Here is a 25,037-nt window from a genome sequence, read left to right on the forward strand (position 1 = left end):
GGAGGGCGAGTCGGACCGACCTGCGTCCGCTGCGGCCGAGGGCGCTGGGTACCGTGCCGTGGATGAGCAGCCGGCACGAGATGGGGCAGACGGGGCCTGTCTCCGTCGAACCCGGGACAGAGCCGCAGGCGCCCTTCGACGTCATCGATGCGCAGGTTGTCGTGAGTCCCGGCTTGGAGAGCGGCCTTGCGCACGGGACACCCGGATCGGTGGTCGTCGCCGCGCCCAGGGGTGACGCCGTGCCCAGGGGTAACACTGGGCTCGGGGGTAACACTGGGCTCGGGGGTGACGCCGAGCCCCGGAACGACACGCCGCGGTCCCGGCCGGACGGAGAACAACCGCCGGCCGGGCCGCCGGCCTCCGACGCCGCTCGCGGTCGGCGGACTCCCGTCCAGCGGCTGCGCGTTCGTCTCGCGAGCATCTCGGGGCCCGCTCGGTACGTGATGGTGCTCGCCGTTCTGAGCGCGGCGGTCGCCGTCGTCCTCCGGCACACCGTGTTCCCGTTCCTGTCGGTCAACAACGACGAGGGCATCTACCTCCTGCATGCCAGGACCCTCGCCGAGGGCCGCCTGTTCCCGCCCGCCCCGGACCCGGCACGGTCCTACCTGCCGTGGCTGGGAACCGTTGTCGGCGATCACTACGTGTTGAAGTACACGCCCTTCGTACCCGCGATCTTCGCAATCGGCATCGTGCTGACGGGAAGCATCGATCCGGCGCTTGCAATGATCGTCATGGCGGCGGTCGTCGTCACCTACCTGCTGGGCGTCGAGCTCTTCGGTAGCCGGCGGACCGCGGCGTTGGCGGCGACCCTGCTCGCCCTCTCCCCGCTGGTGATCCTGCAGAGCGCGATGGTGCTGAGCTACTTGCCGACCCTGGTGCTGCTGCAGGTGACCGTTCTGGGGGTGTTGCGGGGACGGCGCCGCCGACGGGCGGCACCGGTGGTCGTCGCGGGCCTCGCCCTCGGCGTGGCGGCGGCGGTGCGGCCGTATGACGTCGTCCTGCTCCTGGCTCCGCTCGCGATCTGGCTGCTCCTGACCTCCACGGGCGGGCGCTGCTGGCTGGGCCGGTGGCTGCTTTGCGGGCTCGCCGCGCCCGTGGCGCTTGTCCTGCTCAGCAACGCCGCTGCCACCGGTGACCCGTTGCGGCTGCCGTTCACGCTCCTTGAACCCGACGACAAGCTCGGCTTCGGGGTGCGCAAGCTGTATCCCGGCGACGGCAGGCACGACTTCGGCTTGCTCGAAGGGCTGCGGTCGGTCGGCGACCACCTGTGGCTGTTCGGCGGCTGGGCCTGCGGGGGAGTGGTGCTGGCCGGCTGCGCGATCGTCGTGGCGGCTCGGCGGCAGCTGTCCGCACCCGCCGCGCTCCTGGGTGCGGGTGGGCTGCTCTTCCTGGGCGGATACGTCGGCTTCTGGGGCGCGTGGAACGCGGCCGAGTTGTGGGGCGGCATCCGCTACGTCGGCCCTTTCTACCTGGTCCCGGTGCTCATCCCGCTCGTCCACCTCGGCGCGGAGGGCCTGGTCAGGGCCGGCGAAGCCGTCTTCGCCCGCGGGCGAAGACTCGGGCTCATCGCCGTCGCGGGGACCGGCGCCGCCATCCTGGCGCTCACGGCCGTCGTCCTGGTCGGGGCGGTGCGCGCCAACCTCACGCTCACCGGGCACGACCGTGACCTCAGCGCGATGCTGGACCGGCTGCCGGGCGATCCGCTCGTGTTCGTCGCGGCGAACCCGCCGTTTCTCGGGCATCCCACTCCGGTGACCGCGAACGGGCCGAAGCTCGAAGATCCTGTGCTGTTCGCCGTGTCGCGGGGGGTCGACGATCTCATCGTGGCCGCTGACCACGCGGACCGCCCGGCCTATCTGCTCCGCCTGGCATCGGCCTACGACCGCTCNCCCGCCTCGCCCTCCACCGCGCGGGTCGAACGGCTGGCGGTCAGGAGCGGCAGGCGGGNGGCGGNGACCCTGAGAGTGGATGCCGCGCCCGCGGGCGCCCGTTCCGCCCGCGTCGTGCTCACCGAGGGTGTCCGCCGCCTGTCGATTCCGGTCCATCCGCGGATCCCCACCTCGATGATCCTCACCGTCGACGCGGACGGCCTCGATACCACCGATGTCATCAGTATCACCAGTATTGCCAACATCGCTGGCGGCATGGACAGCACCGGAATCGTGACTGACCGCAACGACTCCGGTCGGTCCCGGGTGCATTCCGGATCCCTCGGCCGTCCGTCGGCAAGCACCGTGCGGGACGGTCGGGGCACCTCCATCACCGTGGCCTACTACGCGACGAGCCCTTCCGGACGGGAACATTTCCTCGATCAGCAGGTGTTGCCCGTGCGGCTGGCCGCACGGGACGGTTCCCGGCCGGCTGCCGGCCCGCCGGTCACCGTGCTCGGATCCCTCGGGGAGGTCGATGAGGTCGGCGAGGGACGTCGGCCGCCGCTGCGCATCATCATCGATGATCGTCGAGGCTGACCTGCCCGCCCGGGTGACCTGCCTGCCCCGGCGCCCCGACGCCCCGGTGAACGGTCGTCCTGATGATCGGCTGGCCCGGTGATCGGTCGATGCGGCGGATGGGAGGGAGCACGTACGTTCCGTCGAGGACGTCGGCCCCCGGCTCGTAGATCCGTAGGACGGGCCGGAAATCGCCGACCGCCGCGGGCAGCCAGTTGTCAAGCGGCCCGCCGTCCTCCGGGGGATCACTCTGGAGCAGGATGCGCACCGAGCCGTCCGGACCGCGGCGCAGATCGCGGTCGCCGCTCCGCAGGGAATACCGGTGCAGGGGATTCTCGACGAGGTAGTACTCGGGCGCGTCGTACATCGTCAGCGACCAGAACGCGGCCTGCGGCGGCGGCACCAGCTCCAGCAGGTACCGGTGGGCCCCGCTCAGCTGGCGGCCGTCCGTGTCGATGGCACGGCTCGCCTGGATCTCCTCATAGCCGTGTGTCGCACCCCGCGGCAGTCGGGCGGCCATCGCCCGGGCGAGACGGGCCTGTGCCCGATCGCTTATCCGCCAGGCCGGATCGTCGATCGTGCCCGGTCCGAGTCGGTCCAGGTTGAAGTCGAGGGCATGCGGGGTGCTCACCCAGCCGTTCGTCAGCGCCCGGCCGGCGTGCGCCACCCGTTCGAGCTTGTCGCGGCCGGCGCGCAGCCCGGTGCGCAGGGACCAGGCGAGGCCCGGGTTGGGGTCGACGTACGGCGAAGGATCGTCGAGGATCCCGAGCGAGGTGAAGTGGCGGGCGTACTCGGCCTCGGCCCGCGACGGAGGATAGGCGCGCAGCCAGATGCGCAGCTCCTCCCAGAACCGGAGGTCGTCACAGACCCTCTTCGAGTGTTCCGGCGGTCCCTCCGCGCGGCGGGCCTCGGAATCCAGCGGGCTCAGGTCCAGTTCCTCCTGCAGCCGGGACACCGCCGCGATGTCCGCCGGGCCGTCGAAGCCGAACCGGTTGATCAGCGTCAGCAGCCGGGTCGGTGCCTCGATGCGGGCCAGCGACGCGGGCGCGCTGCCCGTCCAGCCCGGCGGGACGAGCAGATAGCGCCCACCTCGTCCGCCGGTGGTTCGCCGTCCCACGTAGGCGAAGTTGTTCCGCCAGGCGTCCATGAAGATCATAACGCTGTAACGATCCGGCGTGTCGGGGATCCGCAGGACCAGCGGACCCGGCGTGAGGTCGACCTCGGCCACCGAGCACAGGGCGTCGTTGTCGACGCTGACGAAGCAGGACAGTGGCGCGGGCGGTTCCGTCTCGTGAGCGAAGGCGTTGTACCCGGCGGGCCGGATTGGCCCGATTCCCTCAGCCGCCGTCCGTACGCTCAGCCGGACGTTGCTGACCAGGGGATATCCGAAGATGAACGCCTCGGCCGCCAGCCCGAGCCGATGGTCACTCGCGAGCATGCCGTCCTCCCCGTGCTCGTCATCTCCGTTTCAGTGGTCGCCTCCACGCCCCCACGTTTCAGTGGTCGCCCCCCACAGTGGCCGCCTCCACAGTCCGTGCCCTTCTTTGTGGTGTGGTACCCACCGGATGCCGTCCGGTGGCCGGACGGCATCCGATGATCCGCCGGTCCCCGACGTCGGCCGACGGGCCACCGATCACCGCTGTGAGGAACGCGGGCGCGATGCCCTAGGGTTGATGGCATGGCGCAGTACGTCTTCCAGATGCGCAAAGCGCGCAAGGCCCATGGCGACAAGGTCATCCTCGATGATGTGACCCTGTCGTTCCTCCCCGGAGCCAAGATCGGGGTAGTCGGCCCGAACGGCGCGGGGAAGTCGTCCCTGCTCAAGATCATGGCCGGCCTCGATCAGCCGAGTAACGGCGAGGCGACCCTGAGCCCCGGCTACACGGTCGGCATGCTCGCCCAGGAACCCCCGCTGGACGAGACCAAGGACGTCCGCGGCAACGTCGAGGACGGCGTGCGCGAGATCCGCCGGGTGCTCGCCCGCTACGAGGAGATCAACGAGAAGATGTCCGCGCCCGACGCGGACTTCGACTCCCTCCTCGCCGAGCAGGCCGAGCTTATCGACAAGATCGAGGCCGCGAACGCCTGGGAGCTCGACAGCCAGCTCGACCAGGCCATGGACGCGCTGCGGCTGCCGCCCGGCGATGCCGACGTCACCCTGCTCTCCGGCGGTGAGCGCCGCCGGGTCGCGCTGTGCAAGCTCCTGCTTGAGGCTCCCGACCTACTCCTGCTCGACGAGCCGACCAACCACCTCGACGCCGAGAGCGTCGCCTGGCTGGAGCAGCACCTCGCCCGCTATGCGGGCGCCGTGCTGGCCGTCACCCACGACCGGTACTTCCTGGACAACGTCGCCGGCTGGATCCTCGAGCTCGACCGGGGCCGTGCCTTGCCCTACGAGGGCAACTACACCACCTACCTGGAGAACAAGGCGGCCCGGCTGAAGGTCGAAGGCCAGAAGGACGCCAAGCGGCGCCGGGTGCTCGCCCAGGAACTCGAGTGGGTCCGGTCCAACCCGAAGGCCCGCCAGACCAAGAGCAAGTCGCGTCTCGCCCGCTACGAGGAGCTGGCCGCCGAGGCGGACCGGGCGCGCCCGCGCGACTTCGAGGACATCCAGATCCCGCCCGGCCCCCGGCTCGGCAACCAGGTCATCGAGGCCAAGGGGCTCACCAAGGGCTTCGATGACCGGCTTCTCATCGACAACCTGTCGTTCACCCTGCCGCGCGGCGGCATCATCGGCGTGATCGGCCCCAACGGCATCGGTAAGACGACCCTGTTCAAGATGTTGACCGGCCAGGAGGCGCCGGACGCCGGAGAGCTCGTCATCGGCGACACCGTCGACATCGCCTATGTCGACCAGACCCGCTCGGGCCTGGACCCGAAGAAGAACGTCTGGCAGGTCGTCTCCGACGGCCTCGACCACATCGTCGTCGGCAAGGTCGACTTCCCGAGCCGGGCGTACGTGTCGTCATTCGGGTTCAAGGGGCCGGACCAGCAGAAGCCCGTCGGTGTGCTGTCCGGTGGGGAGCGTAACCGGCTGAACCTCGCGCTCACCCTCAAGCGTGGCGGCAACGTCCTGCTTCTCGACGAGCCCACCAACGACCTCGACGTGGAGACGCTGCGCTCCCTGGAGGACGCGCTGCTGGAGTTCGCCGGCTGCGCCGTGGTCATCTCCCACGACCGCTGGTTCCTCGACCGGGTCGCCACCCACATCCTGGCCTGGGAAGGAACCGACGAGGACCCGGCGCGCTGGTTCTGGTTCGAGGGGAACTTCGCCGACTACGAGACCAACAAGATCGACCGTCTCGGGCAGGAGGCGGCCCGCCCGCACCGCGTCACCCACCGCAAGCTCACCCGGGACTGAGGGCGCACCCGGGCCGGCCGGTGCCCGCGGGCACCGAGCGGTCAGTCGGGTCGGTTCTGCAGCGAATTCGCCGCCATCGACAGATAGTCCCAGAGCTGCCTGTCGAGATCGGGCGGCAGGTCCAGGGAGTCGACCGCGGCCCGCATGATCTTCAGCCAGGCGTCCCGCTGCGTCGGGCCGATCGCGAACGGGGCGTGCCGCCTCCGCAGCCGAGGATGCCCGCGCTGCTCCTGGTAGTCGGTCGGGCCACCCCAGTACTGGATGAGGAACATGCGCAGGCGCTCCTCAGCGCCGGTCAGATCCTCTTCCGGGTAGAGCGGGCGCAGTACCGGATCGTTCGCCACACCCTGGTAGAACCGGGCGACCAGCTTCCGGAACGTCGGTTCGCCGCCGGCGGCGTCGTAGAAGGAGCTGATCGGGAGAGTGCGCGGAGGAGACTGGTTCACCCGTCCATTCTGCGGCACGACGGTGCGGTCCGATCCGGGCGACGGGTGTTCTCAGCCGTCGCGGGGTGCGATCCACGCCGTCGTGTCGGGGGGCAGCGTCAGGGTCGCGCCGTCGTACCCCACCGGTCCGCTGGCGAGCACCAGCCGTCCGGGCAGCGGAATCGTCGCCTCCCCCTCGGTCGTCGTCACGCATGTCATACTGGCCGACCCCACCGAGGTGGGCGGGGTCGGGGGCACCGACGAGCCTGCCGGCGCGGGGCGGTCGAAGGCCAGGCATCCGGCCGGGGAGTCGTTCCGCCAGCGCAGGTCGTCGCCACGCAGGTGGGGGAGGGCGCGGCGCAGGGCGAGCGCGCTGCGCACAAGCAGCCAGGTCGACATCGGGTCGGCCGCCTGCGCGAGGACCGCGAGGTCCGCCCAGTCGGCGGGTTGCGGCAACCACGGGTCGGCGCCGGCCGAGGTGAATCCGTAGGGGGGCGCGTCCCCCGACCACGGCAGGGGGATCCGGGCGCCGTCCCGGCCCGGCGACGTCCCCCCGGACCGCGTCCAGATCGGGTCGCGACGGGCGGCAGGCGGCACCTCGGCCTGCGGCAGCGCCAGCTCGTCGCCCTGGTACAGCACCGCGGTGCCGGGCAGCGCGAGCAGCGTGAGCAGAGCGGCGCGCGCGCGGCGGGTCCCCGTGGGACCGCCGCCGTAACGGGTCGCCGGCCGCACCACGTCGTGGTTGGCGAGCACCCAGGTGCCCGGCGCGCCGACCGCCGTCAGCGCGGCGCGTTCGGCGTCGATGGCGGCCCGCCAGGCCGCCGCCGACCAGGGGATGCTCAGCAGGGAGAACGAGAACGTCAGGTGCAGCTCGTCCGGTCGCACGTAGCGGGCGAGCCGGGCCGGGTCGCGCACCCAGGTCTCCCCGATCAGGACCCTGGGACGCCCGTCGCGGGCGGTGTACTCGTCGGTGATCGCGCGCCACTCGCGGTAGATCTCGTGCACCCCGTCCTGGTCCCAGACCCGGGGCTCGTGCTCCTCGCGGAACCCGCTGTCCGGAGCCAACCGGGCGCCGGGCGGGTTGTCCCGTAGCTCGGTGTCCTTCACCAGCCCGTGGGTCACGTCGATCCGGAACCCGTCGACCCCTCGATCGAGCCAGAACCGCAGCGTCGCGGCATGGTCCGCGCGGACGGCGGGATGATCCCAGTTCCAGTCGGGCTGCTCGGCGTCGAACAGGTGCAGGTACCACTGGCCGTCCGCCACCCGCGTCCAGGCCGATCCACCGAACACCGATTCCCAGTTGTTCGGAGGCTGCTCGCCGCCGGGGCCTCGGCCGTCGCGGAAGATGTAGAGCCCCCGCTCGGGACTGCCCGGCGCGGACGCGAGCGCCGCCTGGAACGCCGGATGCGCCGAGCTCGAGTGGTTCGGCACGAGATCGATCAGCACGGCGAGCCCGGTCTCGGCGGCGTCGGCGAGCACGGCGTCGAGGTCCGCGAGGTCACCGAAGAGCGGATCCACGCCGCGATGGTCGGCGACGTCGTACCCGTGATCGGCCATGGGGGACGAGTAGAAGGGCGTGATCCAGATCGCGTCGACGCCGAGTTCCGCCAGCACGGGCAGATGCCGCCGTAGCCCCTCCAGATCGCCGATCCCGTCGCCATCGGAATCGGCGAAACTGCGAAGGTACACCTCGTACAGGACGGCCCGGCGCCACCACGTCCCGTCCTGGCCGGGCGACCGCCCCCGGCCGTCGGCGCCATTCGGGCGATCCAGTTCCCCGGCGTCGCCGGCTCCCGCGCTGTTGTCCTTGCTGGCCTCGGCGCCCTCGTTCCCCTCGGTGTTCTCATTGCCCTCGCCCGCGTCGCTTCGGTGGCCGCGCTGGACACTAGATCGAGGGCAGAAATAAGATATTTTATCTCTCTTGGTAGATGAGGGTGCCTTTGTGGAGTGGCCCTCAACAGAATGATGTGTCCTCATCTGGCTCCTTCTGGCTTTTCTGGTCCTTTTAGGACAGATGCTCCCTGTTGTGCGCCTATCCAGGGACCGCTCCGCCGCGTCGGGACGGCGCGGCGGAGCGCGTGTTCCTCGGTCGGGCGATGCCTGTCCAGCATCAAACTCGGTCGGTGGGGGCGAAGGTAGGGCGATGGGGTGCTGGTTGCGGCTCGGGTCGACGTTCCCCCGATGCGTGATATCCGATATCCGAACTAGACTTCCGCAGATGGACCGGGTGACTGGCTGTTACGGAGCGGTACCGGGAATCGGATTCGGTCGGGGATGTGATGGTGTGCCCGTGACGTCGGAACCATCCACCGGGAGTTCGCCCCAAGCGCCCGGTATATCAGGGTTCGTCAGTGAGTCGCGGAGGTCCGATCAGGTGCGGCGGTCGGCGTCCGCAGGTCTGCGGGCCGCGCGGGAGGCCGTCCGCGCGCTGTGTCACGGTGCTCGGGGGGNCCATGACGACGGATCGGGCGGCTCCGATCCGTCCTTCCTGGCCGATGCCGGTCTCGTCCTCGGCACCTCCCTCGACCCCGATCGGGTCGTCGATCTGATCGCCGGACTCGCCGTGCCCCGCCTCGGCACGGGCGCCCTGGTGTGGCTGCGCGAGGGTGACCAGGTCAGGCTCGGTGCCTCGGTCTTCCACGACCCGAAAGTCGGCAAGATTATGCGGGCGATTGTCGCCACGCGGCCGCCCCAGCTCGCGGACGAATTCCCGCCGGGCGTCGTCATGCGTGAGGGCCAGACGTACTGTCTGCCGGACTTCGACGAGCTGCGCCCGGTGCCGCTGTTCCCGTACGAGCTCGCCTACCAGCAGTTCCGCCGGATCCAGAGCGGTCCAACCGTCACCGTCCCGTTGCCGGCGCACGGCCGGATCCTCGGCGCGATCACCGTCGGGCGCAGCACCGGCTTCTACTCCGGAGCGGAGGTGAACCTGCTGGAGGACTTCGCCCGGCGGGGGGCCGTCGCGCTGGAGAACGCACAACGCTTCCGCGAGGCACAGGAGTCCGCGCTGACCCTGCAACGGTCGCTCCTGCCGGCGCATCCCCCCGCACTCGACGGGGTCGAGATCGCGATGGAGTACCGGCCGGGGACGGCAGGCACGGAGGTGGGAGGCGATCTCTACGATGTCATACCGCTCGCCGGGGGACGGGTCGGGGTGGCCATCGGTGACGTGATGGGCCGCGGCCTGCATGCCGCGGCGGTGATGGGCCAGCTGCGGGCGGCGCTGCGCGCCTACGCCCTGGAGGATTGGAGCCCCGTCGAGGTGCTGACCCGGCTCGACCGGGTCGTCGGCCTGCTGCCCGGTCTCCAGCTCGCGACCTGTATGTACGCCGTCTATGACCGGAACACCGGCCGGGCGACGATCGCGAGTGCCGGCCATCTCGCGCCGTTGGTGATCCTTCNCGACGAGGACCCCGACTATCTGGTGCTCGACCCCGGGCTCCCGCTGGGAGTCTGCGAGGGGGCGATGTTCAGCGAGACGACCGTCGCGCTTCCACCCGGATCGGCGTTGGTGATGTTCACCGACGGCCTGGTGGAGTCGCGACGCCGACCGCTCGTGGACGGCCTGGACAATCTTCGACGCGGTCTTACCACACAGCGGGCCCGGGCTGCCGCGGTAGGCCTCGAGGCGGTCGAAGTCGCAGCGGGTGCCGACGTGGCGGCCGGAGGCGAGGGCGAGGGCATGAGCGCGGAACGGACCGAGAAGGCGGAACGGACCGAGAAGGCGGAACGGACCGGGAAGGCGGGGACGGATCGGCGGGCCCCCGGCCCGTCGCTCGGCCCACCCCCCGGGGTGCCGGAACGCCGCTCCTGGGCGGACCGGCGGCGCCGGGCGCGCAGGGTGAACTTCGCGGCGCGTAGCTGGTTCGGTCCGGACACCGTCAACGGCCCCGGCGAGGGCCCCGTCGAGGAGACCGCCCGCACGCTGCTCGAACGGTGCCTGATCGCCGCCGATCTCCCGGCCCGGACCGACGACGACACCGCCATGGTGGTGCTCACCACGCAGGCCGTGAACCCGCCATTGCTCGAACTCGCGTTGCCCGCGGTGGCCGCGTCGGCAGGCGAGGCCCGGACAGCGATGCGTTCGGTCCTCGCCGAATGCGGGATCACCTCCGTCGAGGACGCGACGCTGCTGGTCAGCGAGGTGGTGACGAACGCGGTGCTGCACGCCCGCAGTGATCTGGTACTGCGGGCGTCGATGGAACCCGGTCGGCTGCGGATCAGTGTCGAGGACCGGGAAGGCGCGCGTCTGCCCCGGCCCGGCGCGGCCGCGGAGAACAAACCCGAGCCCGAGTCGGGGTGGGGCCTGCTGCTGGTCGAGGCGCTGGCGCTGGCCTGGGGCGTGGAGATGACCCCCGGGGGCAAGCGTGTCTGGTTCGACATCGAGATACCCGACCAGGAGCCGGGTGCTGCCGGCCCGACGAGACCGATCGTTGGACCCGATCCGTCTCCCTCGGCGGGCCCGTCCCGGAAGCCTCCTCTCGACCCGCNGATCCAGGGCCGGTGCTGGGGATAGCATCCGGGGCCGGGCCACCTGACGGGCCGGGCCACCTGACGAGCCGGGCCAAGGCCGCGTGATCAGGCGGTGGCGACGGCGCGGGCGGCCCATTCGTCCTCGGCCTTGCGCACGATGTTGCGCAGCATTCCACCGAAGACGGCCGCGTGGAACGGGCTGACCGACCACCAGTAGAGCTGCCCGGGAAGTCCGCGGGGCAGGAAACTCGCGCGCTGCGAGTAGGTCGTGGTGCCCTCGGAGTCCACCATCGAGCGTAGTTCCAGCCATGCCTCGCCAGGCAGCTTCATCTCGGCACGCAGCCGGAGCAGGTGGCCCGGTTCGATCTCCTCGACCCGCCAGAAGTCCAGCGCCTCCCCGACGTGCACCCGCTGCGGATCACGCCGACCCCGGCGCAGACCGACGCCACCGAGGGCGGTGTCCAGCCAGCCGCGGGCGGACCAGGCCAGGGGCCACGAGTACCAGCCGTTGTCGCCCCCGATGCCCTCGATGACGTGCCACAGACAGGCCGGCGGCGCCGCCACGGCCATGCTGCGCTCGTCGACGTAGAGGGATCCCCCGGCCCACTGCGGGTCGGTCGGCAGGGGCTCGTTCGGGGGGTGCGTGGCACCGGCGCCGTCCCCGTCGTCCGATGCGCCTCCCGAACCCGGCCACACCGCCGTCGACCATCGGGTCTTCACCGAACGCGCCCGCACCCGGGCCAGCGCGAGGGCCACCGCGGCGTCGAAGGGCAGCAGTCCCTCGGCAGGATCGGGGATCCAGCGGGCGACCTGGTGGTCGTGGACCACCACCTCGTTGCGCAAGGAACGGATGAGCGGCCTCGCGATGCCGCCCGGCACCGGGGTGACGAGCCCGACCCACAGCGAGGACAGTTCGGGGGACAGGATCGGAACCGGGACGATGATCCGGCGCCGCAGCCCCTCGATGGCGGCGAAGCGCTGCATCATCTCCGCATAGGTCAGGATGTCCGGGCCGCCCACGTCGAAGGTGCCCTCGACCTCGTCGGGGACGTCCAGAGCGCCGATCAGATAGTGCAGCACGTCCCGGACGGCGATTGGCTGGATCCTGGTCCGCACCCAGCGCGGCGTCAGCATCACCGGCAGGCGCTCCGTCAGGTAGCGCAGCATCTCGAACGAGGCGCTGCCGCTGCCGATGACGACCGCCGCACGCAGCACGATCGTCGGAACCCCCGAGCCGAGCAGGATCCTCCCGACCTCCTGGCGGGAGCTCAGATGGGCGGACGTGCCACCCGTCGTCGCCGGGCCCAGCCCGCCGAGGTAGACGATCCTGCGGACATCGGCCGCCCGGGCCGCGGCGGCGAAGGCGTTCGCCGCCCGCCGGTCGACCGCGGAGAAGTCACCACCACTGTCGATCGAGTGGATGAGGTAGTAGGCGACCTCGATCCCGTCGAGTGCGGACCGCAACGACTCCGGATCCCGGGCGTCGGCGCGGACGACCTCCGCCCGGACGGCCCACGGGATGTCCCGCAGCCGGACGGGATCCCGGGTCATGACCCGGACGTGGTGGCCACGGTCGAGCAGGCGGGGAGCCAGCCGGCCGCCGATGTACCCGGTCGCCCCGGTGACGAGGATGCGCACGCTGGTTACCTGCCCCGGTAGGCCCCGCCGTACCCTGGCACCCGGCCGATCCGCCGTCGCCGTGCCGGGGAACGCCTCGAACAGGCGGGGAACGCCCCGGGCGGGCAGGGACGCCCCGGGCGGGCGCCGTCAGGCCGAGGCGGCCTCGGTCACGTCGGTACTCAGGTAGGCCGACCAGCGTGGATCCATCCGACGGGAGCCCAGAATGCGCCAAGCGGCTCCGCTCGGCGCCNGNGGCGCNGTGNGGNGCCGCCAGCCGAGATCAGCGACGGCCCGGTCGGCTTTCAGATGGTTGCAGCGGCCACAGGCCGCCACGACGTTCTCCCACGCATGCGGGCCCCCACGGGAGCGTGGAATGACATGATCCAGTGATGTTGCCGGAGCATTGCAGTACACGCAGCGATGATGGTCGCGGGCCAGCACACCCTTACGGGTTAGCGGGACCTGCGAGCGGTACGGCACCCGGACGAAACGCGCTAACCGGACCACGATCGGGACATCGATGGATGCCGTCGCGGACCGAAGAACCTGCCCGGCCGATTCGACCATGACGGCCTTGTCGGTCAGGACCAGCACCAGCGCGCGCCTTTGCGACACCACGCACAGAGGCTCGTACGTGGCATTGAGAACCAGCGCCTCTGCCACGCGCCGACCTCCTGCCCACCGAGGGCCCTTTGCGGGCCGTTCTGCCCAGCGTCTCCGGTGACAATGGATAGTCAACCTTCTTCCGCGGCAGAACGCGAGCCTGTTTGCATGGTCATCGCCTTTCGTGCCGTGGCGCTGCACATATCTCGTGGCCTTTGTCACATGTGGGCGACCATTCTGTGACCATATCAATACGGAAAGTGCTTTTTTGAGTGTAGTGGGAGACCTGGCCGGGTTGGGTTGGAGAGTGGTTGGGCCGGAGCGTGGCCGTCCGTCGACCGGATCGGGGCCCCCACCGCCGGGCCACCGGCATGGGTGAGACTGACCTGCGGCCGCCGCCCCGGCCGCCGCGAGCGCGGGAGGGCCGGTGACCTCGGCCGGCTCGGGGAACTCCGAATGATCGCAATCTACCGGAAGGACGATCGACGCCGTGACGCCCGCCCCGTCCCTGCTGGCTCAGCCTCTCATCCCGTCGCTGGGAATGCTGCTGTCCGCCTCGCCGTCACCCACCGGATCGCCGGGCCCGACGTCCGGGCTGACGACGCCCACCCCGCTGCCCTCGCCGAGCCCGTCGGTGACCTCCGACCCGCTGGTGTCCCTGGAGGGCGTCGCGACCGCGCTGCGGGACGCCTGCGGGACCGATCCGGGGCTGCTGTGTCGCACCGTCTACAACACGACCCACAGTAACTATCTCGCCTCCGGGGCTGAGGTGTTCCTCGGTACCCCGATCCGCATCGCGCTCATTTTAGTGATCGCGTTCGTGGTGCGGGCGCTGCTGCACCGCTTCATCCGGCGCACCACCGACATCGGACACGCCACCGAACGGACTGGTTCCGGCAGTTGGGGCGGGTTGTTCCGGAGTTCCCGGGCCGGCTCTCTGCTGGGCGCGTTCGGCGACCCGGCAGTGCTGATGGAAAGGCGCCGTCAGCGTGCGGCGACGGTCGGTTCGCTGCTGCGCAGCGTGACGTCCATCTTCATCTTCGGCCTGGCATTCCTCAGCATCCTGGGTGAGCTGGGCATCAATCTCGCCCCCATCGTCGCCAGCGCCGGTGTGCTGGGAGTCGCGGTCGGTTTCGGTGCGCAGAACCTCGTCCGGGACTTCCTGTCGGGGATGTTCNTGCTGCTGGAGGACCAGTACGGGGTGGGAGACGTGATCGATCTCGGTCCGGTCTCCGGCGCCGTGGAGGCGGTCAGTCTCCGGACGACCAGACTGCGCGACGTCGAGGGCACCGTCTGGTACGTCCGGAACGGCGAGATCACCAGGGTCGGTAACAAGAGCCAGCAATGGGCACGGACCGTGCTCGACGTTCCGCTCGACTACGACACCGAGGTCGCCACCGCCAAACGGGTGCTGGCCCGGACGGCGAACGAGCTCTGGGCGGACGCGAAGTGGAGCAGCCTCATCCTCGCCGAGCCCGAGGTCTGGGGCATGGAGACCATGACCTCGGACGGTTACACCCTGCGTGTCGCCATCAAGACCCAGCCGCTCAAGCAGTGGGAGGTCGCGCGTGAGCTGCGTGAGCGGGTCCGGACCTCGCTTGGCGCGGCTGGCATCGAGCTCGGTTCCGTGCAACGCAGTGAGGTGACCATGGTCGACGACGACGAGGAGACCGCCGGGAGCCGTGAGGAGGACGACGCGGATCCGGATGCCGGGGTCGGCGGGGGTGACGCGGACGCTCAGGGGACGGATCTGCCGCGGGCACGGATCGACCCGCCCGCCCCCGGCCCGTCGCACCTGAGGGGTTGATCTGGTCGGCCTGGGCGTGCCGGTCGGTCTGTCCGGGCTTGCGGTGGCTGAAACCGTCCTGAGGATCGCGGTACGTCTTCCTGAGACCGGCCCCGCGCAGCACCATCACCGCGTCGGGTGAAGGCAGACTGGGGGCGTGCGGGTACTGGTGGTGGACGACGACGCGGCTGTCCGGGAGTCCCTGGAACGCTCACTGCGGTTCGAGGGGTACGAGGTGGCCACGGCGGTGGACGGGGCGGACGCGCTCGATGTCATCGGCCGCGAGCGGCCGGACATCGTCGTGCTGGACGTGATGATGCCCCGGGTGGACGGGCTGGAGACCTGCCGTCGGCTGCGGGCCCAGGGCGACGACGTCCCGGTGCTCATGCTGACCGCTCGGGACGGCTTGGCCGACCGGGTCAGCGGCTTGGACGTCGGTGCCGACGACTACCTGGTCAAACCGTTCGCCCTGGAGGAGCTGTTCGCCCGGTTGCGGGCACTGATCCGCCGGGCGGCGTTGGCCGCGCGGGTGCGGGCGGCCGGGTCCAGAGGGATCCCCGACTCGACGCTTCGCTACGGCGGGGNCTGTCTGGATCAGGTCAGCCGCCAGGNGACCCGCGGNGATCGGGNGCTGATTCTGACCAAGACCGAGTTCGAGCTGCTGGAGTTGTTTCTCGCTCATCCGCGTCAGGTGCTCTCCCGCTCCATGATCATGGAGCGGGTTTGGGGGTATGACTTCGGCCCGACGTCGAACTCGCTGGAGGTCTTCGTGAGCTACCTGCGCCGCAAGCTCGAGGCGAACGGCGAGCCCAGGCTGTTGCACACCGTGCGCGGAGTTGGCTACGTGCTGCGTGAGCCGTCGGGGGACCGGGCGTGAGCAGTGCCCCCGACCAGGGGGCCGCGCCCTCGCCGTGGTGGCCGCAGCCGGCAGCGGGGCATGCGGCGGTGGGGCAGCCGGTAGCGGGTCGTCCGGCGGTGGGGCAGCCGGTAGCGGGGCATGCGGCGGTGAACGGGCGCGCCGGCCGGTTGGACGGGTTCGCGCGGCGGGTCCACCCGGGACGTCACCCCAGGATCCGGNTTTCCTCCCCGCTCGGTCAGCTGACGTTGCGGGCCCGGCTCGCCCTGCTCGTCGGGATGGCGGTGGCTGCCGCCGTGACGGTCGTCGCCGGGGTGTCGCTGGGGGCGACCAGCATCGTGCTGAACCAGGCCATCGACGACCAGCTCGTAGAGCAGGCTGAGGCGTCGGCGCGCACCATCCAGACCAGCCCGCTGGGGCTGGAACTGCAGGCGTTCAGCTTCGGGCTGGAGGGCCAGTTCCTCGACGCCGCCGGCAATCCGCTGGAGAACGCCGTCTCGTCCTGGAACAGCGTGCGGATCCCGGTCGACTCCGCCGACGCCGAGGTGGCCCGGCGGGAGCGGGCCCAGAACCTGCGCACGATCGCCGTTGACGGGCAGTCCTACCGGCTTGTCACGGTTCCGCTGCAACGTCCCGCGTCCGGCGGTGCATTGCAGCTCGCCCGGCCGACCACCGACGTCGACCGGACCCTGCGCGACCTCGCGCTGGTGCTGCTTGTCGTCGGGATCGTCGGGGTGGTCGGCTCGGTGCTCGCCGGACAGATCGTGGCACGTGCCGCGCTCAAACCCGTTGACGCCGCGGCCGCGGCCGCCGAGGAGGTCGCTCGTACCCAGAATTTGTCGGCGCTCATCCCGGTGACCGGATCCGACGAGATCACCCGGCTGGCGGAGAGCCTCAACAGCATGCTGCGCGCGCTGGAGGCATCTCGGGCCCGCCAGCGCCAGCTCGTCGACGATGCCAGCCACGAGCTGCGCACCCCGTTGACGAGCCTGCGTACGAACATCGAACTGTTGCTGCGCGCCGAGGCGAACCCGCATCGCGCGCTGCCCGCGGCCGACCATGAGGCACTGCTACGCGACGTGGACGCGCAGATGCGCGAACTGTCCGGCCTCGTCAGCGAACTGGTTGAGCTCGCCCGGGACGAGGCGCCCACCGAGGAGGTGGAACGGCTCGATCTCGCGGAGATCGTGCGAGCCGCGGCCGAACGGGCCCGGCGCCGCGCCACCGGCAAGAGCATCAGCATCGAGCTCGACGCGACTCCCTCGACGGTCGACGGGCGGGCGAACATGCTCGAACGGGCGATCACCAACCTGCTCGACAACGCCGTGAAGTTCTCGCCGCCCGCCTCCGTCGTCCGGGTCGGCTCCCGGGACGGCGAGGTAACCGTCGCGGATGACGGACCGGGCATCGCGCCGGAGGACCGCGTGCAGGTGTTCGACCGCTTCTACCGGGCCACCTCCGCGCGGGGCCTGCCCGGATCCGGGCTCGGCCTCGCGATCGTCGCGGATGCCGTGCACACCCACCGGGGTACCGTCACCGCGGAGAGTTCCCCGAGTGGCGGGGCGTTGCTGCGGATGCGGCTGCCGGTCGTTGACGACCCCGGTCCGCTGGGCCCGGCCACCACACCGGGTCCGGCGCCGAACCCGCCGGACGGCGCTGCTTCGCCTCCGGACCGCGCGGGCGAGAATCCCAGGCCGTGACTTCCGACTGCCCCGCCGTGCCCACCGCATCCGCGTCTGCGTCCTCCGCGNCCCCCGCGNCCCCCGCCGGTCCCACCGCCCCGGCGGGACCGCAGCCCGCTGGGACGCCGGTGGTGGACCCCACCATCGACCCGGTCCTCGCCGAACTCGCCGCAGTGTCCGGCGTGGCGACGTCCTACCTCGGGGCCGACGGTGTCCCGGTACAGGTCGCGCCGGACACCGTCCGGGCCGTCCTGCGGCTGGCGGGGGTCGATCCGACGGATCCCGCCGCAGCGCTCGCGGCGGCGCTGGAGCGGCCTTGGCGACGCCGGGTGCCGGCCTGCGCCGTCGTCGTCGCCGCAGCACCGCGCCCGGTGGTCGTTCACACGCCCGTGGAGATCATTCCACACGCTGAGCTGGAGCTCGGCACCGGCGGCCGAATCGTCCTCGATCCCCCTGGCGCCCCCCTGGCCGAGCGGGTGCTCGACGGCGTGCCCTGGGTCGCCCGGCCGATAGGGCTCCCGGCGGGTCTGCCCTTGGGGGACCACGTGCTGCACATCGACGCCGGAACCGAGCGGCATCGCTGCCAGGTCGTTGCCGTGCCGGCCGCGGTGCCCGGCCCCGCCGCCCTCGCCCCGCCGGCCCGCGCCTGGGGCTGGATGATCCAGCTCTACGCGCTCACCTCGACGTCGTCCTGGGGGATGGGGGACTATGGCGATCTCGCGACGCTCGCCGACTGGTCGGGCCGGGCGGGTGCCGACGTGCTGCTGGTGAATCCGCTGCATGCGGGTGCGCCGACCCTGCCCGTCGCGGCGTCCCCCTACTCGCCCGCAAGCCGCCGTTTCGTCTCCCCGCTCTACCTGCGACCGGAGCGGACGCCCGAGTACGCCCGGGCCGATCCCGCCACCCGGGCTGCCGTTGACAAGCTCGCCCGCGGCGCCCGTCGCGACGGGCGGCGGGACGGTCTGCTCGATCGGGACGCGGTGTGGCGGGCGAAGCTGGCCGCGCTGGAACTGCTCTTCGAGGTCTTCCGGCGTGGCGGCGAGCAGGTGGCATCCGCCGGGTCCGCCGCTTCCGAGCCCGCCGCCGAGCCGGCCGGGTCCGACCTGATCGATTTCGCGACCTGGAGCGCGCTCGCCGAGCGGTACGGCCCGGACTGGCGGACCTGGCCGGCGCGTCTCGCTCATCCGGGCGCGCCCGCCGTCGCCGAGGCGAGGGCGCAGCTGGCCGACCGTGTCGCCTTCCACGTGTGGCTCCAGCAGCGCTGCGACCAGCAGCTCGCCGCGGCGCAGGCCGCCGCCCGGGCCGCCGGGATGGCCGCCGGGATCGTGCACGACCTGGCCGTCGGCGTCGATCCGGGCGGTGCGGACGCCTGGGCGCTGCAGGACGTTCTCGCCGTCGGCGCGAGCGTGGGGGCCCCACCGGACACCTTCAACCAGCAGGGCCAGGACTGGGGGCTGCCGCCGTGGCGGCCGGACGCCCTGGCCGAGGCCGGGTACGCGCCGTTGCGTCAGATGGTCGCCTCGGTGCTGCGCCGCGGCGGCGGGCTGCGGGTCGACCACATCCTCGGCCTGTTCCGGCTGTGGTGGATTCCGGCTGGGGCGGGCGCCGCTCACGGGACATACGTGCGTTACGACGCCGAGGCGATGCTCGGCCTGCTCGCGTTGGAGGCCGCCCGTGCCGGCGCCGTCGTCGTCGGGGAGGATCTGGGTACCGTCGAGGCATCGGTGGCGACGACGCTCGCCCGCATGAACGTGCTGGGTTCGACGGTGCTGTGGTTCGAGCAGGACGCCGAGGGCCGCCCGTTGCCGCCGACGGCGTACCGGGCGGCGACGATGGCCAGCCTCACCACGCACGACCTGCCCACCGCCGCCGGCTACCTCGAGGGCGAGCACGTGCGCACCCGCGCCCGGTTGGGGCTGCTCGGGCGTTCGGAGGAGGCCGAGGCGGCCGGCTGGCGAGCCGAGCGGGACGCGTTGGTCGAGCTGGTGCGATCCGAGGGGCTGGTGGATCCGGCGGGCGCGGCGGCGGGCCTCGGCGGACGGGGGAACCCCGGCGGGCGCGGCCGGCCGGAGTTCGACCCCGCCGTTCGGCAGGAGATCGTTTTCGCGCTGCACCGGCTGCTGGTGCGGTCTTCGTGCCGCATCGTGCTCGGGTCGCCGGGTGACGCGCTGGGCGACCGGCATCAGCCGAACCTGCCGGGCACGACCGACGCCTATCCGAACTGGCGGCTCCCGGTGACCGACTCCGCCGGTCGGCCGGTTACGGTGGAACGTCTGCTGACCGATCCGGACGTGCGCCGGCTTGGCGAGTTCCTCGCCCAGGTCCGGGTTGCCCAGGTCCGGGGCGTGTCGTCCACCGGTGCGGCATCCCCAGACGAGGACCGTAACCCCATTTCCCGGTAATCTTCGCTGCGTGACTCGACGTCGACCGCGCCAGACCCGATGGCTGCCGTTCGCCGGCACCTCCCGCCCGTGGCCGGGGGCACACCCCGCGCCGGGGTCGCGATCCAGGATCGCGCCGCGCCGGGTTCTCACCGTTGTCGGCCTCGCGCTGTTCGCGGTGCCGGTGTTCGCGGTGAGCGCCTCGGCCGGGGAGATCGGAACCCCCTACAACCCCGATCCGCTCACGGCCGTGCAGTCATGGGCGATCTACGGCGGCACCATCGTCGGTGGGTTCGTCATCGCGATCCTGCTGGCCGCGTGGTCGAGCCGCAAGAGCGGGCCGGTGCGCTACCGCCCGGGGCAGCCCTGGGAGCACGACGAGATCTGGATCGGCTCCAAGCCGGAGGAGATCGAGGGCGAGCAGACGAAGACCGCCCTTCCCGGCGCGGGTGGTGCCAGTGGCAACTGGTGAGCCGTTCACCCACGAGCAGCTCGACCGGCTGAACCGGGCCCGGGAGCTTGCCGAGACGCGTACCGGCATCCACGTCAGCATCCGGATCGGCGCGGTGCGCGGCGACGTCCGGCTCGCCGCCGAGCGGATCCTCGCGAACCTCGTCAACGACGCGGGGCGGGATGCCGCCGTGCTGATCCTCGTCTCGCCCGGGCAGCGGTTCGTACGGATCGCCACGACCCCGGCCGCCAGGAAGCGGATCAGCGACTCGGCCACCGGGCTCGCCGCGTTGACGATGGCCTCCAGCTTCGCGCTGGGCGATCTGGTCGGCGGCCTGATCACCGGCATCCGCCAGCTCGCGGACGCGGCAGGTGGCGCGGGCGGCGCAGCCGCCGGGACCCTCCCCCCGACGCAGCCTTCGTTGGCGGTCAGCCCGACGCCCTGACCCCGCTGATCCCGGAGGAGCCGGCCCGGCCGGCTCCTCCCGGCCCGGCCGGCTCCTCCCGGCCCGGCCGGCTCCTCCCGGCCCGGCCGGCTCCTCCCGGCCCGGCCGGCTCCGACCGGCCTGATGCGGGTACGCTACGCCGCCGCCTCGATGTCCTTCTTGCGTGCGGCCAGCGCCCGGACGAGCCCGTCGCGGCCTTCCAGCAGGGCCCGCCGCAGGGGCGGGACCGGGTTGTGCTCGGCCAGGTAGGCGTCGACCTTCGCCACCGTCTCCGGTTCGATCACCGACGCCGGGAACAGCATCTGGGTGATGGTGGAGGCCATGTCGAAGCTGCGGGTCTCCCAGATCCCAGCGATCTCGTCGAAGAAACGGTCCACGTAGGGCCGGGTCAGCTCGAGCTGGTCGGAGATCCAGAAACCGCCCATCGTCGCGGCGGCCAAGTGGTTCGACAGGGTGTCCGAGTCCATGACCGCCGACCAGGCTGCGGCCTTCGCCGCCGCGGTCGGCCGTGCCGCCCGCGCGGTCGCAGCTCGCTTCTCGCCGGTGGCGGTGCGGTCGCGGGCGAGCTCCGTGTCGATCTCGGCGTCGGCGTACACGCCCCGGGCGACGAGTTGGGTCAGCAGGGTCCAGCGCAGCTCGGTGTCGAGCACGAGCCCCTCGATGACGTCGGTGCCCTCGAACAGCGCCCGGATCCGCGCCACCTGGTCGGCCTCCTCGGCCTGGGCGAAGGAGGTGGTGTAGACGAGCTGCAGGTCGCTGCCGGGGGCCGCGGCGCGCGCCAGCTCCTCGGCGCGTTCCGTCAGCGCGCGCAGCGCGGGCTTCCGGTTTGCCGGGTCGCCGTAGGTGTCGATCGTCAGGTCCGCCTTGGCCAGCAGCGACTGCACCACGCCGATGTCGTCCTCAGCGGTCACCCCGGACAGCACGAGCCGGACGTAGTCCCGGGCGGCGAGTTCGGCGTCGCGGGTCATGTCCCAGGCCGCCGCCCAGCACAGCGTCCGGGGCAGTGACTGGGAGATGGCGCCGATCGCCTCGACGAGCGTGGCCAGCGACCGCTCGTCGAGGCGCACCTTCGCGTACGTGAGGTCGTCGTCGTTGAGCAGGATCAGATCCGGCTGGCGGGCACCGACGAGCTTGGCGACCTCGGTGAGCTTGCCCGTCACGTCGAGCTCGACCCGTTCCCGCCGGACCAGCGCGCCGGTGGCGTCCCGATCGTAAAGGCCGATCGCGAGCCGGTGCGGGCGCAGCGTGCGCGAGGCGGTCGGCGGCGCCGACGCCGGCTCCTGCACCACGTCGAACGAGGTGAACAGGCCCGAGGAGTCGGTGAAGAAGCGCGGCCGCAGGGTGTTCGCGCCGGTGGTCTCCAGCCAGTCCGCGGACCAGGCGGTAAGGTTCCGCCCGCTGGCGTTCTCCAACTCGTCGAGCAGGTCGCGCAGCGACGTGTTCGCGTACTCGTAGCGGCGGAAGTACGCCCGCAGCCCGGCGAGGAACTCCTCTTGGCCGACCCAGGCCACGAGCTGCTTGAGCACCGAGGCGCCCTTGGCGTAGGTGATGCCGTCGAAGTTCGTCCGTACCGCGTCCATGTCCGGGGCGTCGGCGACGATCGGGTGCGTGGAGGAGAGCTGGTCCTGGCGGTAGGCCCAGCCCTTCTCCGCGTTGGCGAAGGTCGTCCAGCCGTTGGTGAAGCGGGTCGCGTTCACCTGGGCGAGGACCGACATGTAGGTGGCGAACGACTCGTTCAGCCACAGGTCGTCCCACCAGCGCATGGTGACCAGGTCACCGAACCACATGTGCGCCATCTCGTGCAGGATCGTCTCGGCGCGCCGCTCGCGGCGGGCCTCGGTCACCTTCGCCCGGAAGACATACTCCTCCAGGAAGGTCACGCAGCCGGCGTTCTCCATCGCCCCGGCGTTGAACTCGGGCACGAACAACTGGTCGTACTTGCCGAACGGGTACCGGTAGTCGAACACCCGGTGGTAGAAGTCGAACCCGGCTTTGGTGATCTCGAAGAGCTCGGCGGGGTCGAGGAACTCGGCCAGCGATCGGCGGCAGTAGAGGCCCAGGTCGATGCCGTCGTGGTGGTCGCGGACCTCGTGGTACGGGCCGGCGACGAGCGCGGTGATGTACGTCGACATCACCGGGGTGGTCAGGAAGCGGATGGTGCGCACCCCGATCGCGGCCTCCGCCACCGCGGCGACCGCGCTGTTGGAGATCGCCTTCCAGTCCGCCGGGACGGTGACCGTGAGGGTGAACGTCGCCTTGAGGTCGGGCTGGTCGAAGCAGGCGTACATCCGGTGCGCGTCGTACGTCTCGAACTGGGTGTAGAGGTAAACGGCCTCGTCCACCGGGTCGACGAAGCGGTGCAGGCCCTCACCGGTGCGGGAGTAGACGCCGTCCGCCACCACCGTGAGCCGGTTCGACTCCGCGAGGTTATCGAGCCGGATCCGCTCGCCGTCGAACACCGCGGCGGGGTCGAGCGGCGCTCCGTTGAGAACGACCTCGTCGACCTTCGCGGCGGCGAGCTCGATGAACGTCGACGCCCCAGGCTCGACGCAGGTGAAGATGACCGCGGTTGACGTGCGGAAGGTCTCGTGGCCGGTCGTCAGGTCGAGTTCGACGTCATAGGAGGCAACGTTGAGCAGGCGGGCGCGCTCGCGCGCCTCGTCGCGGGNGAGGTTGTTGGGCACCCGGTTCCTTTCGGACGGCACGGACTTGCAGGACTGCACACGGTCATCACCGTGTTCCCAGTCTCCCACGCCGATGAGGGGAACGGTCGCCGCCGGGGGACGTGGTGGTCGGGGACGTGGTGGTCGGGCCGTCGGCCGTGGTACCGGTGCCGGAGATGGTGGATTGTGGTGATTGGCGCGGGGTGCCCGCTCTCGCTGGTCGCCGATGCGGCACGATGGCGACATCTTCCGCGTGACCAGCCTGCGGGAGGATCGGGATGTCCGCGCGGTCGCGGGAAGGCAGGAAGAGGGCAGGACAGGAAGGGAGCCGCCGGTGAGACGGGTGGCGGGGCTCGGTCGCGTCCCCGGGCGCCCTCACCGGGCTCGCCGGGCCTCAGCCGTTCCGGCCGGCGGTGGGTCGTCCACCGCGCCGATGCCCACCGCGCCGATGCCCACCGCGCCGATGCCCGAGGCGGCGGCATCCGAGCCACCAGGCGGGCCGCGGGCCGCCGGCGGGGGGGAGTCCCCGGCTCGGCGGGCCGACTATCACATCCCGGTCGCGCTGCGGGTCTCGGCGGGCTGGTCGTGGCGTCTGATCGTCACGGGCGCGGCCATCTACATCCTGCTGATGGTCGTGGGACGGGTCCGGATCGTGGTGATTCCGCTCATCGCCGGGCTGCTCATCGCCGCTCTCATCCATCCGCTCGCGCACCGGCTGCAGCGGCTCGGTATGAACCGGCTGGGCGCTGCCTTCACCGCGTTGTTCGTGTTCTTCGCGGTGTTCGTGGGTGCCGGGGTGGCGGTGGGCTTCAACGCAGCGAACGAGATCCCCACGGTCAGCGATCAGGTCAGCGAGGGCGTCGAGCAGATCCGCGGCTATCTGAGAAACGGTCCGCTCCACCTGTCACAGAGCCAGATCGACAATCTGGTCGACGACATCCGCAAGAGCCTGGCGAACAACCGGGGGCGCCTGGTCTCCGGGGTGATCTCCGGCGCCTCGGTGGCCGCCGAGGTGCTCACCGGCCTGCTCGTCACCCTGTTCTCGACCTTCTTCTTCCTGTACGACGGGGATCGTATCTGGAACTGGATCGTCACCCGCTTCCCGGACGGAGCGGAGGAGCGGGTGCGTGGCGCCGGTCGGGAGGCGTGGAACACGTTGACCGGCTACATTCGTGGGACGGTCTTTGTCGCGGCGGTCGACGCGATCGGTATCACCATCGGCCTGGTCGGCGTGGGTGTCCCGCTCGTCGCGCCGCTGGCCCTGCTGACGTTCTTCGGCGGGTTCGTCCCGATTGTCGGGGCGACGGTGGCCGGCGCCGCGGCGGTACTGGTGACCCTGGTCTCGAATGGCGTGCCGGATGCGTTGATCATTCTGGGTGTCGTGTTGGCCGTGCAGCAGGTCGAGGGGCACCTGTTGCAGCCGCTGGTCATGCGGCGGGCGGTGCGGTTGCATCCGCTCGCGATTGTCATCGCGCTGTCGGCCGGTGGCGTGTTGGCCGGCATCCCCGGTGCCATCGCCGCCGTTCCGTTCGCTGCCATGGTGAACAGGGTCGCCGGTTATCTCGCCGTGAGCGGGAAGTGACCACCACCCCGACGGGTTGATCCCGGTCGAACGGTGCCGTCGACCGAGGAGACCACATGAGCGCCGAAACTCTCGACACCCCCGCGGCCACGTTCGTACCCACACCCACACCCACACCCACGTCCGTACCCTTGCCCGCGGACGCGACCGAAGCGGTCTTCTGGGACGGAGTTCTGCTCGTCGCTGCTACCCCCGGCTTCCACGAGCTCAAACGGACCTGGGACCAGGACCCGATCCTCACGTGATCGGGCATGATGACACA

General features: G+C 71.3%; 17 protein-coding genes. 11 read left to right on the top strand and 6 right to left on the bottom strand.

The genetic code is table 11. From position 1 onward, the window contains the following. Positions 1 to 62 precede the first annotated feature (62 nt). Positions 63 to 2,468 carry a glycosyltransferase family 39 protein gene (locus ALLO2_RS04780; protein WP_035730131.1) on the top strand — a complete coding sequence of 802 codons (2,406 nt, stop codon included), beginning with the start codon at positions 63 to 65 and terminating at the stop codon, positions 2,466 to 2,468. Here ALLO2_RS04780 and ALLO2_RS04785 read toward each other — a convergent pair. After that, positions 2,446 to 3,885, bottom strand: a complete 1,440-nt coding sequence (locus tag ALLO2_RS04785) for a DUF1254 domain-containing protein (RefSeq protein ID WP_011435593.1) — start codon at positions 3,883 to 3,885, stop codon at positions 2,446 to 2,448. The two genes, ALLO2_RS04780 and ALLO2_RS04785, sit on opposite strands and share 23 nt — an antisense overlap. Before the next feature lie 240 nt (positions 3,886 to 4,125). On the opposite strand from ALLO2_RS04785, the gene ettA reads away from it, so the two are divergent. Continuing rightward, positions 4,126 to 5,808 carry an energy-dependent translational throttle protein EttA gene (ettA, locus tag ALLO2_RS04790; protein WP_011435594.1) on the top strand — a complete coding sequence of 561 codons (1,683 nt, stop codon included), beginning with the start codon at positions 4,126 to 4,128 and terminating at the stop codon, positions 5,806 to 5,808. Positions 5,809 to 5,849: 41 nt separating this feature from the next. Here ettA and ALLO2_RS04795 read toward each other — a convergent pair whose 3' ends face one another. Further along, positions 5,850 to 6,272, bottom strand: a complete 423-nt coding sequence (locus tag ALLO2_RS04795; RefSeq protein ID WP_011435595.1) for a globin — start codon at positions 6,270 to 6,272, stop codon at positions 5,850 to 5,852. Positions 6,273 to 6,305: 33 nt separating this feature from the next. Continuing rightward, entirely contained in the window at positions 6,306 to 8,210 is a 1,905-nt protein-coding gene (locus ALLO2_RS04800) for a glycoside hydrolase family 13 protein (protein WP_011435596.1), read from the bottom strand. Between the two features lie 397 nt (positions 8,211 to 8,607). On the opposite strand from ALLO2_RS04800, the gene ALLO2_RS04805 reads away from it, so the two are divergent. Next, entirely contained in the window at positions 8,608 to 10,749 is a 2,142-nt protein-coding gene (locus ALLO2_RS04805) for a SpoIIE family protein phosphatase (protein ID WP_035730004.1), read from the top strand. Positions 10,750 to 10,811: 62 nt separating this feature from the next. On the opposite strand, the gene ALLO2_RS04810 is transcribed toward ALLO2_RS04805, so the two are convergent. After that, positions 10,812 to 12,344, bottom strand: a complete 1,533-nt coding sequence (locus ALLO2_RS04810) for an SDR family oxidoreductase (RefSeq protein ID WP_023840449.1) — start codon at positions 12,342 to 12,344, stop codon at positions 10,812 to 10,814. Between the two features lie 129 nt (positions 12,345 to 12,473). Then, complete coding sequence (locus ALLO2_RS04815) at positions 12,474 to 12,989, bottom strand: HNH endonuclease (RefSeq protein ID WP_035730006.1); 516 nt, start codon at positions 12,987 to 12,989, stop codon at positions 12,474 to 12,476. 481 nt (positions 12,990 to 13,470) lie between these two features. Here ALLO2_RS04815 and ALLO2_RS04820 point away from each other — a divergent pair, with 481 nt between their 5' ends. The 6 genes from ALLO2_RS04820 to ALLO2_RS04845 all read left to right on the top strand — a co-directional run bounded on the left by ALLO2_RS04820 (position 13,471) and on the right by ALLO2_RS04845 (position 20,530). After that, positions 13,471 to 14,736 carry a mechanosensitive ion channel family protein gene (locus ALLO2_RS04820; protein ID WP_232234900.1) on the top strand — a complete coding sequence of 422 codons (1,266 nt, stop codon included), beginning with the start codon at positions 13,471 to 13,473 and terminating at the stop codon, positions 14,734 to 14,736. A gap of 136 nt (positions 14,737 to 14,872) precedes the next feature. Next, the gene (locus ALLO2_RS04825; protein ID WP_035730008.1) at positions 14,873 to 15,592 is read left to right on the top strand and encodes a response regulator transcription factor; all 720 of its coding nucleotides are present in this window, start codon (positions 14,873 to 14,875) and stop codon (positions 15,590 to 15,592) included. Beyond that, positions 15,589 to 17,271: an ATP-binding protein gene (locus ALLO2_RS04830; RefSeq protein ID WP_369808126.1), complete on the top strand. Its 1,683-nt coding sequence runs from the start codon at positions 15,589 to 15,591 to the stop codon at positions 17,269 to 17,271. The genes ALLO2_RS04825 and ALLO2_RS04830 overlap by 4 nt, the downstream gene beginning before the upstream one ends. A 110-nt stretch (positions 17,272 to 17,381) precedes the next feature. Next, positions 17,382 to 19,655, top strand: a complete 2,274-nt coding sequence (gene malQ / locus ALLO2_RS04835; RefSeq protein ID WP_011435603.1) for a 4-alpha-glucanotransferase — start codon at positions 17,382 to 17,384, stop codon at positions 19,653 to 19,655. Positions 19,656 to 19,665: 10 nt separating this feature from the next. Further along, the gene (locus ALLO2_RS04840) at positions 19,666 to 20,106 is read left to right on the top strand and encodes a hypothetical protein (protein WP_232234886.1); all 441 of its coding nucleotides are present in this window, start codon (positions 19,666 to 19,668) and stop codon (positions 20,104 to 20,106) included. After that, a complete protein-coding gene (locus ALLO2_RS04845; protein WP_011435605.1) occupies positions 20,093 to 20,530 on the top strand; it encodes a DUF5130 family protein in 438 nt (145 codons plus the stop codon). The genes ALLO2_RS04840 and ALLO2_RS04845 overlap by 14 nt, the downstream gene beginning before the upstream one ends. Positions 20,531 to 20,664: 134 nt before the next feature. Here the strand turns inward: ALLO2_RS04845 and pepN are convergent, their stop codons facing one another. After that, positions 20,665 to 23,214 (bottom strand): aminopeptidase N, encoded by a 2,550-nt coding sequence (gene pepN / locus ALLO2_RS04850; protein ID WP_035730143.1) that lies wholly within the window; start codon positions 23,212 to 23,214, stop codon positions 20,665 to 20,667. Positions 23,215 to 23,527: 313 nt separating this feature from the next. On the opposite strand from pepN, the gene ALLO2_RS04855 reads away from it, so the two are divergent. Continuing rightward, complete coding sequence (locus ALLO2_RS04855) at positions 23,528 to 24,775, top strand: AI-2E family transporter (protein ID WP_011435607.1); 1,248 nt, start codon at positions 23,528 to 23,530, stop codon at positions 24,773 to 24,775. A gap of 56 nt (positions 24,776 to 24,831) precedes the next feature. After that, positions 24,832 to 25,020, top strand: a complete 189-nt coding sequence (locus ALLO2_RS26915) for a hypothetical protein (protein ID WP_023840456.1) — start codon at positions 24,832 to 24,834, stop codon at positions 25,018 to 25,020. The last annotated feature ends 17 nt before the right edge of the window (positions 25,021 to 25,037 follow it).

Origin of the sequence: Frankia sp. Allo2 (assembly GCF_000733325.1) — a bacterium.
In the GTDB taxonomy this organism is placed as follows: domain Bacteria; phylum Actinomycetota; class Actinomycetes; order Frankiales; family Frankiaceae; genus Frankia; species Frankia casuarinae.

Coding starts and splice junctions, on each gene's coding strand:
- ALLO2_RS04785 (WP_011435593.1), bottom strand. CDS start 3,885: ATGCTCGCGAGTGACCATCGGCTCGGGCTGGCGGCCGAGGCGTTCATC.
- ettA (WP_011435594.1), top strand. CDS start 4,126: ATGGCGCAGTACGTCTTCCAGATGCGCAAAGCGCGCAAGGCCCATGGC.
- ALLO2_RS04800 (WP_011435596.1), bottom strand. CDS start 8,210: ATGAGGACACATCATTCTGTTGAGGGCCACTCCACAAAGGCACCCTCA.
- ALLO2_RS26915 (WP_023840456.1), top strand. CDS start 24,832: ATGAGCGCCGAAACTCTCGACACCCCCGCGGCCACGTTCGTACCCACA.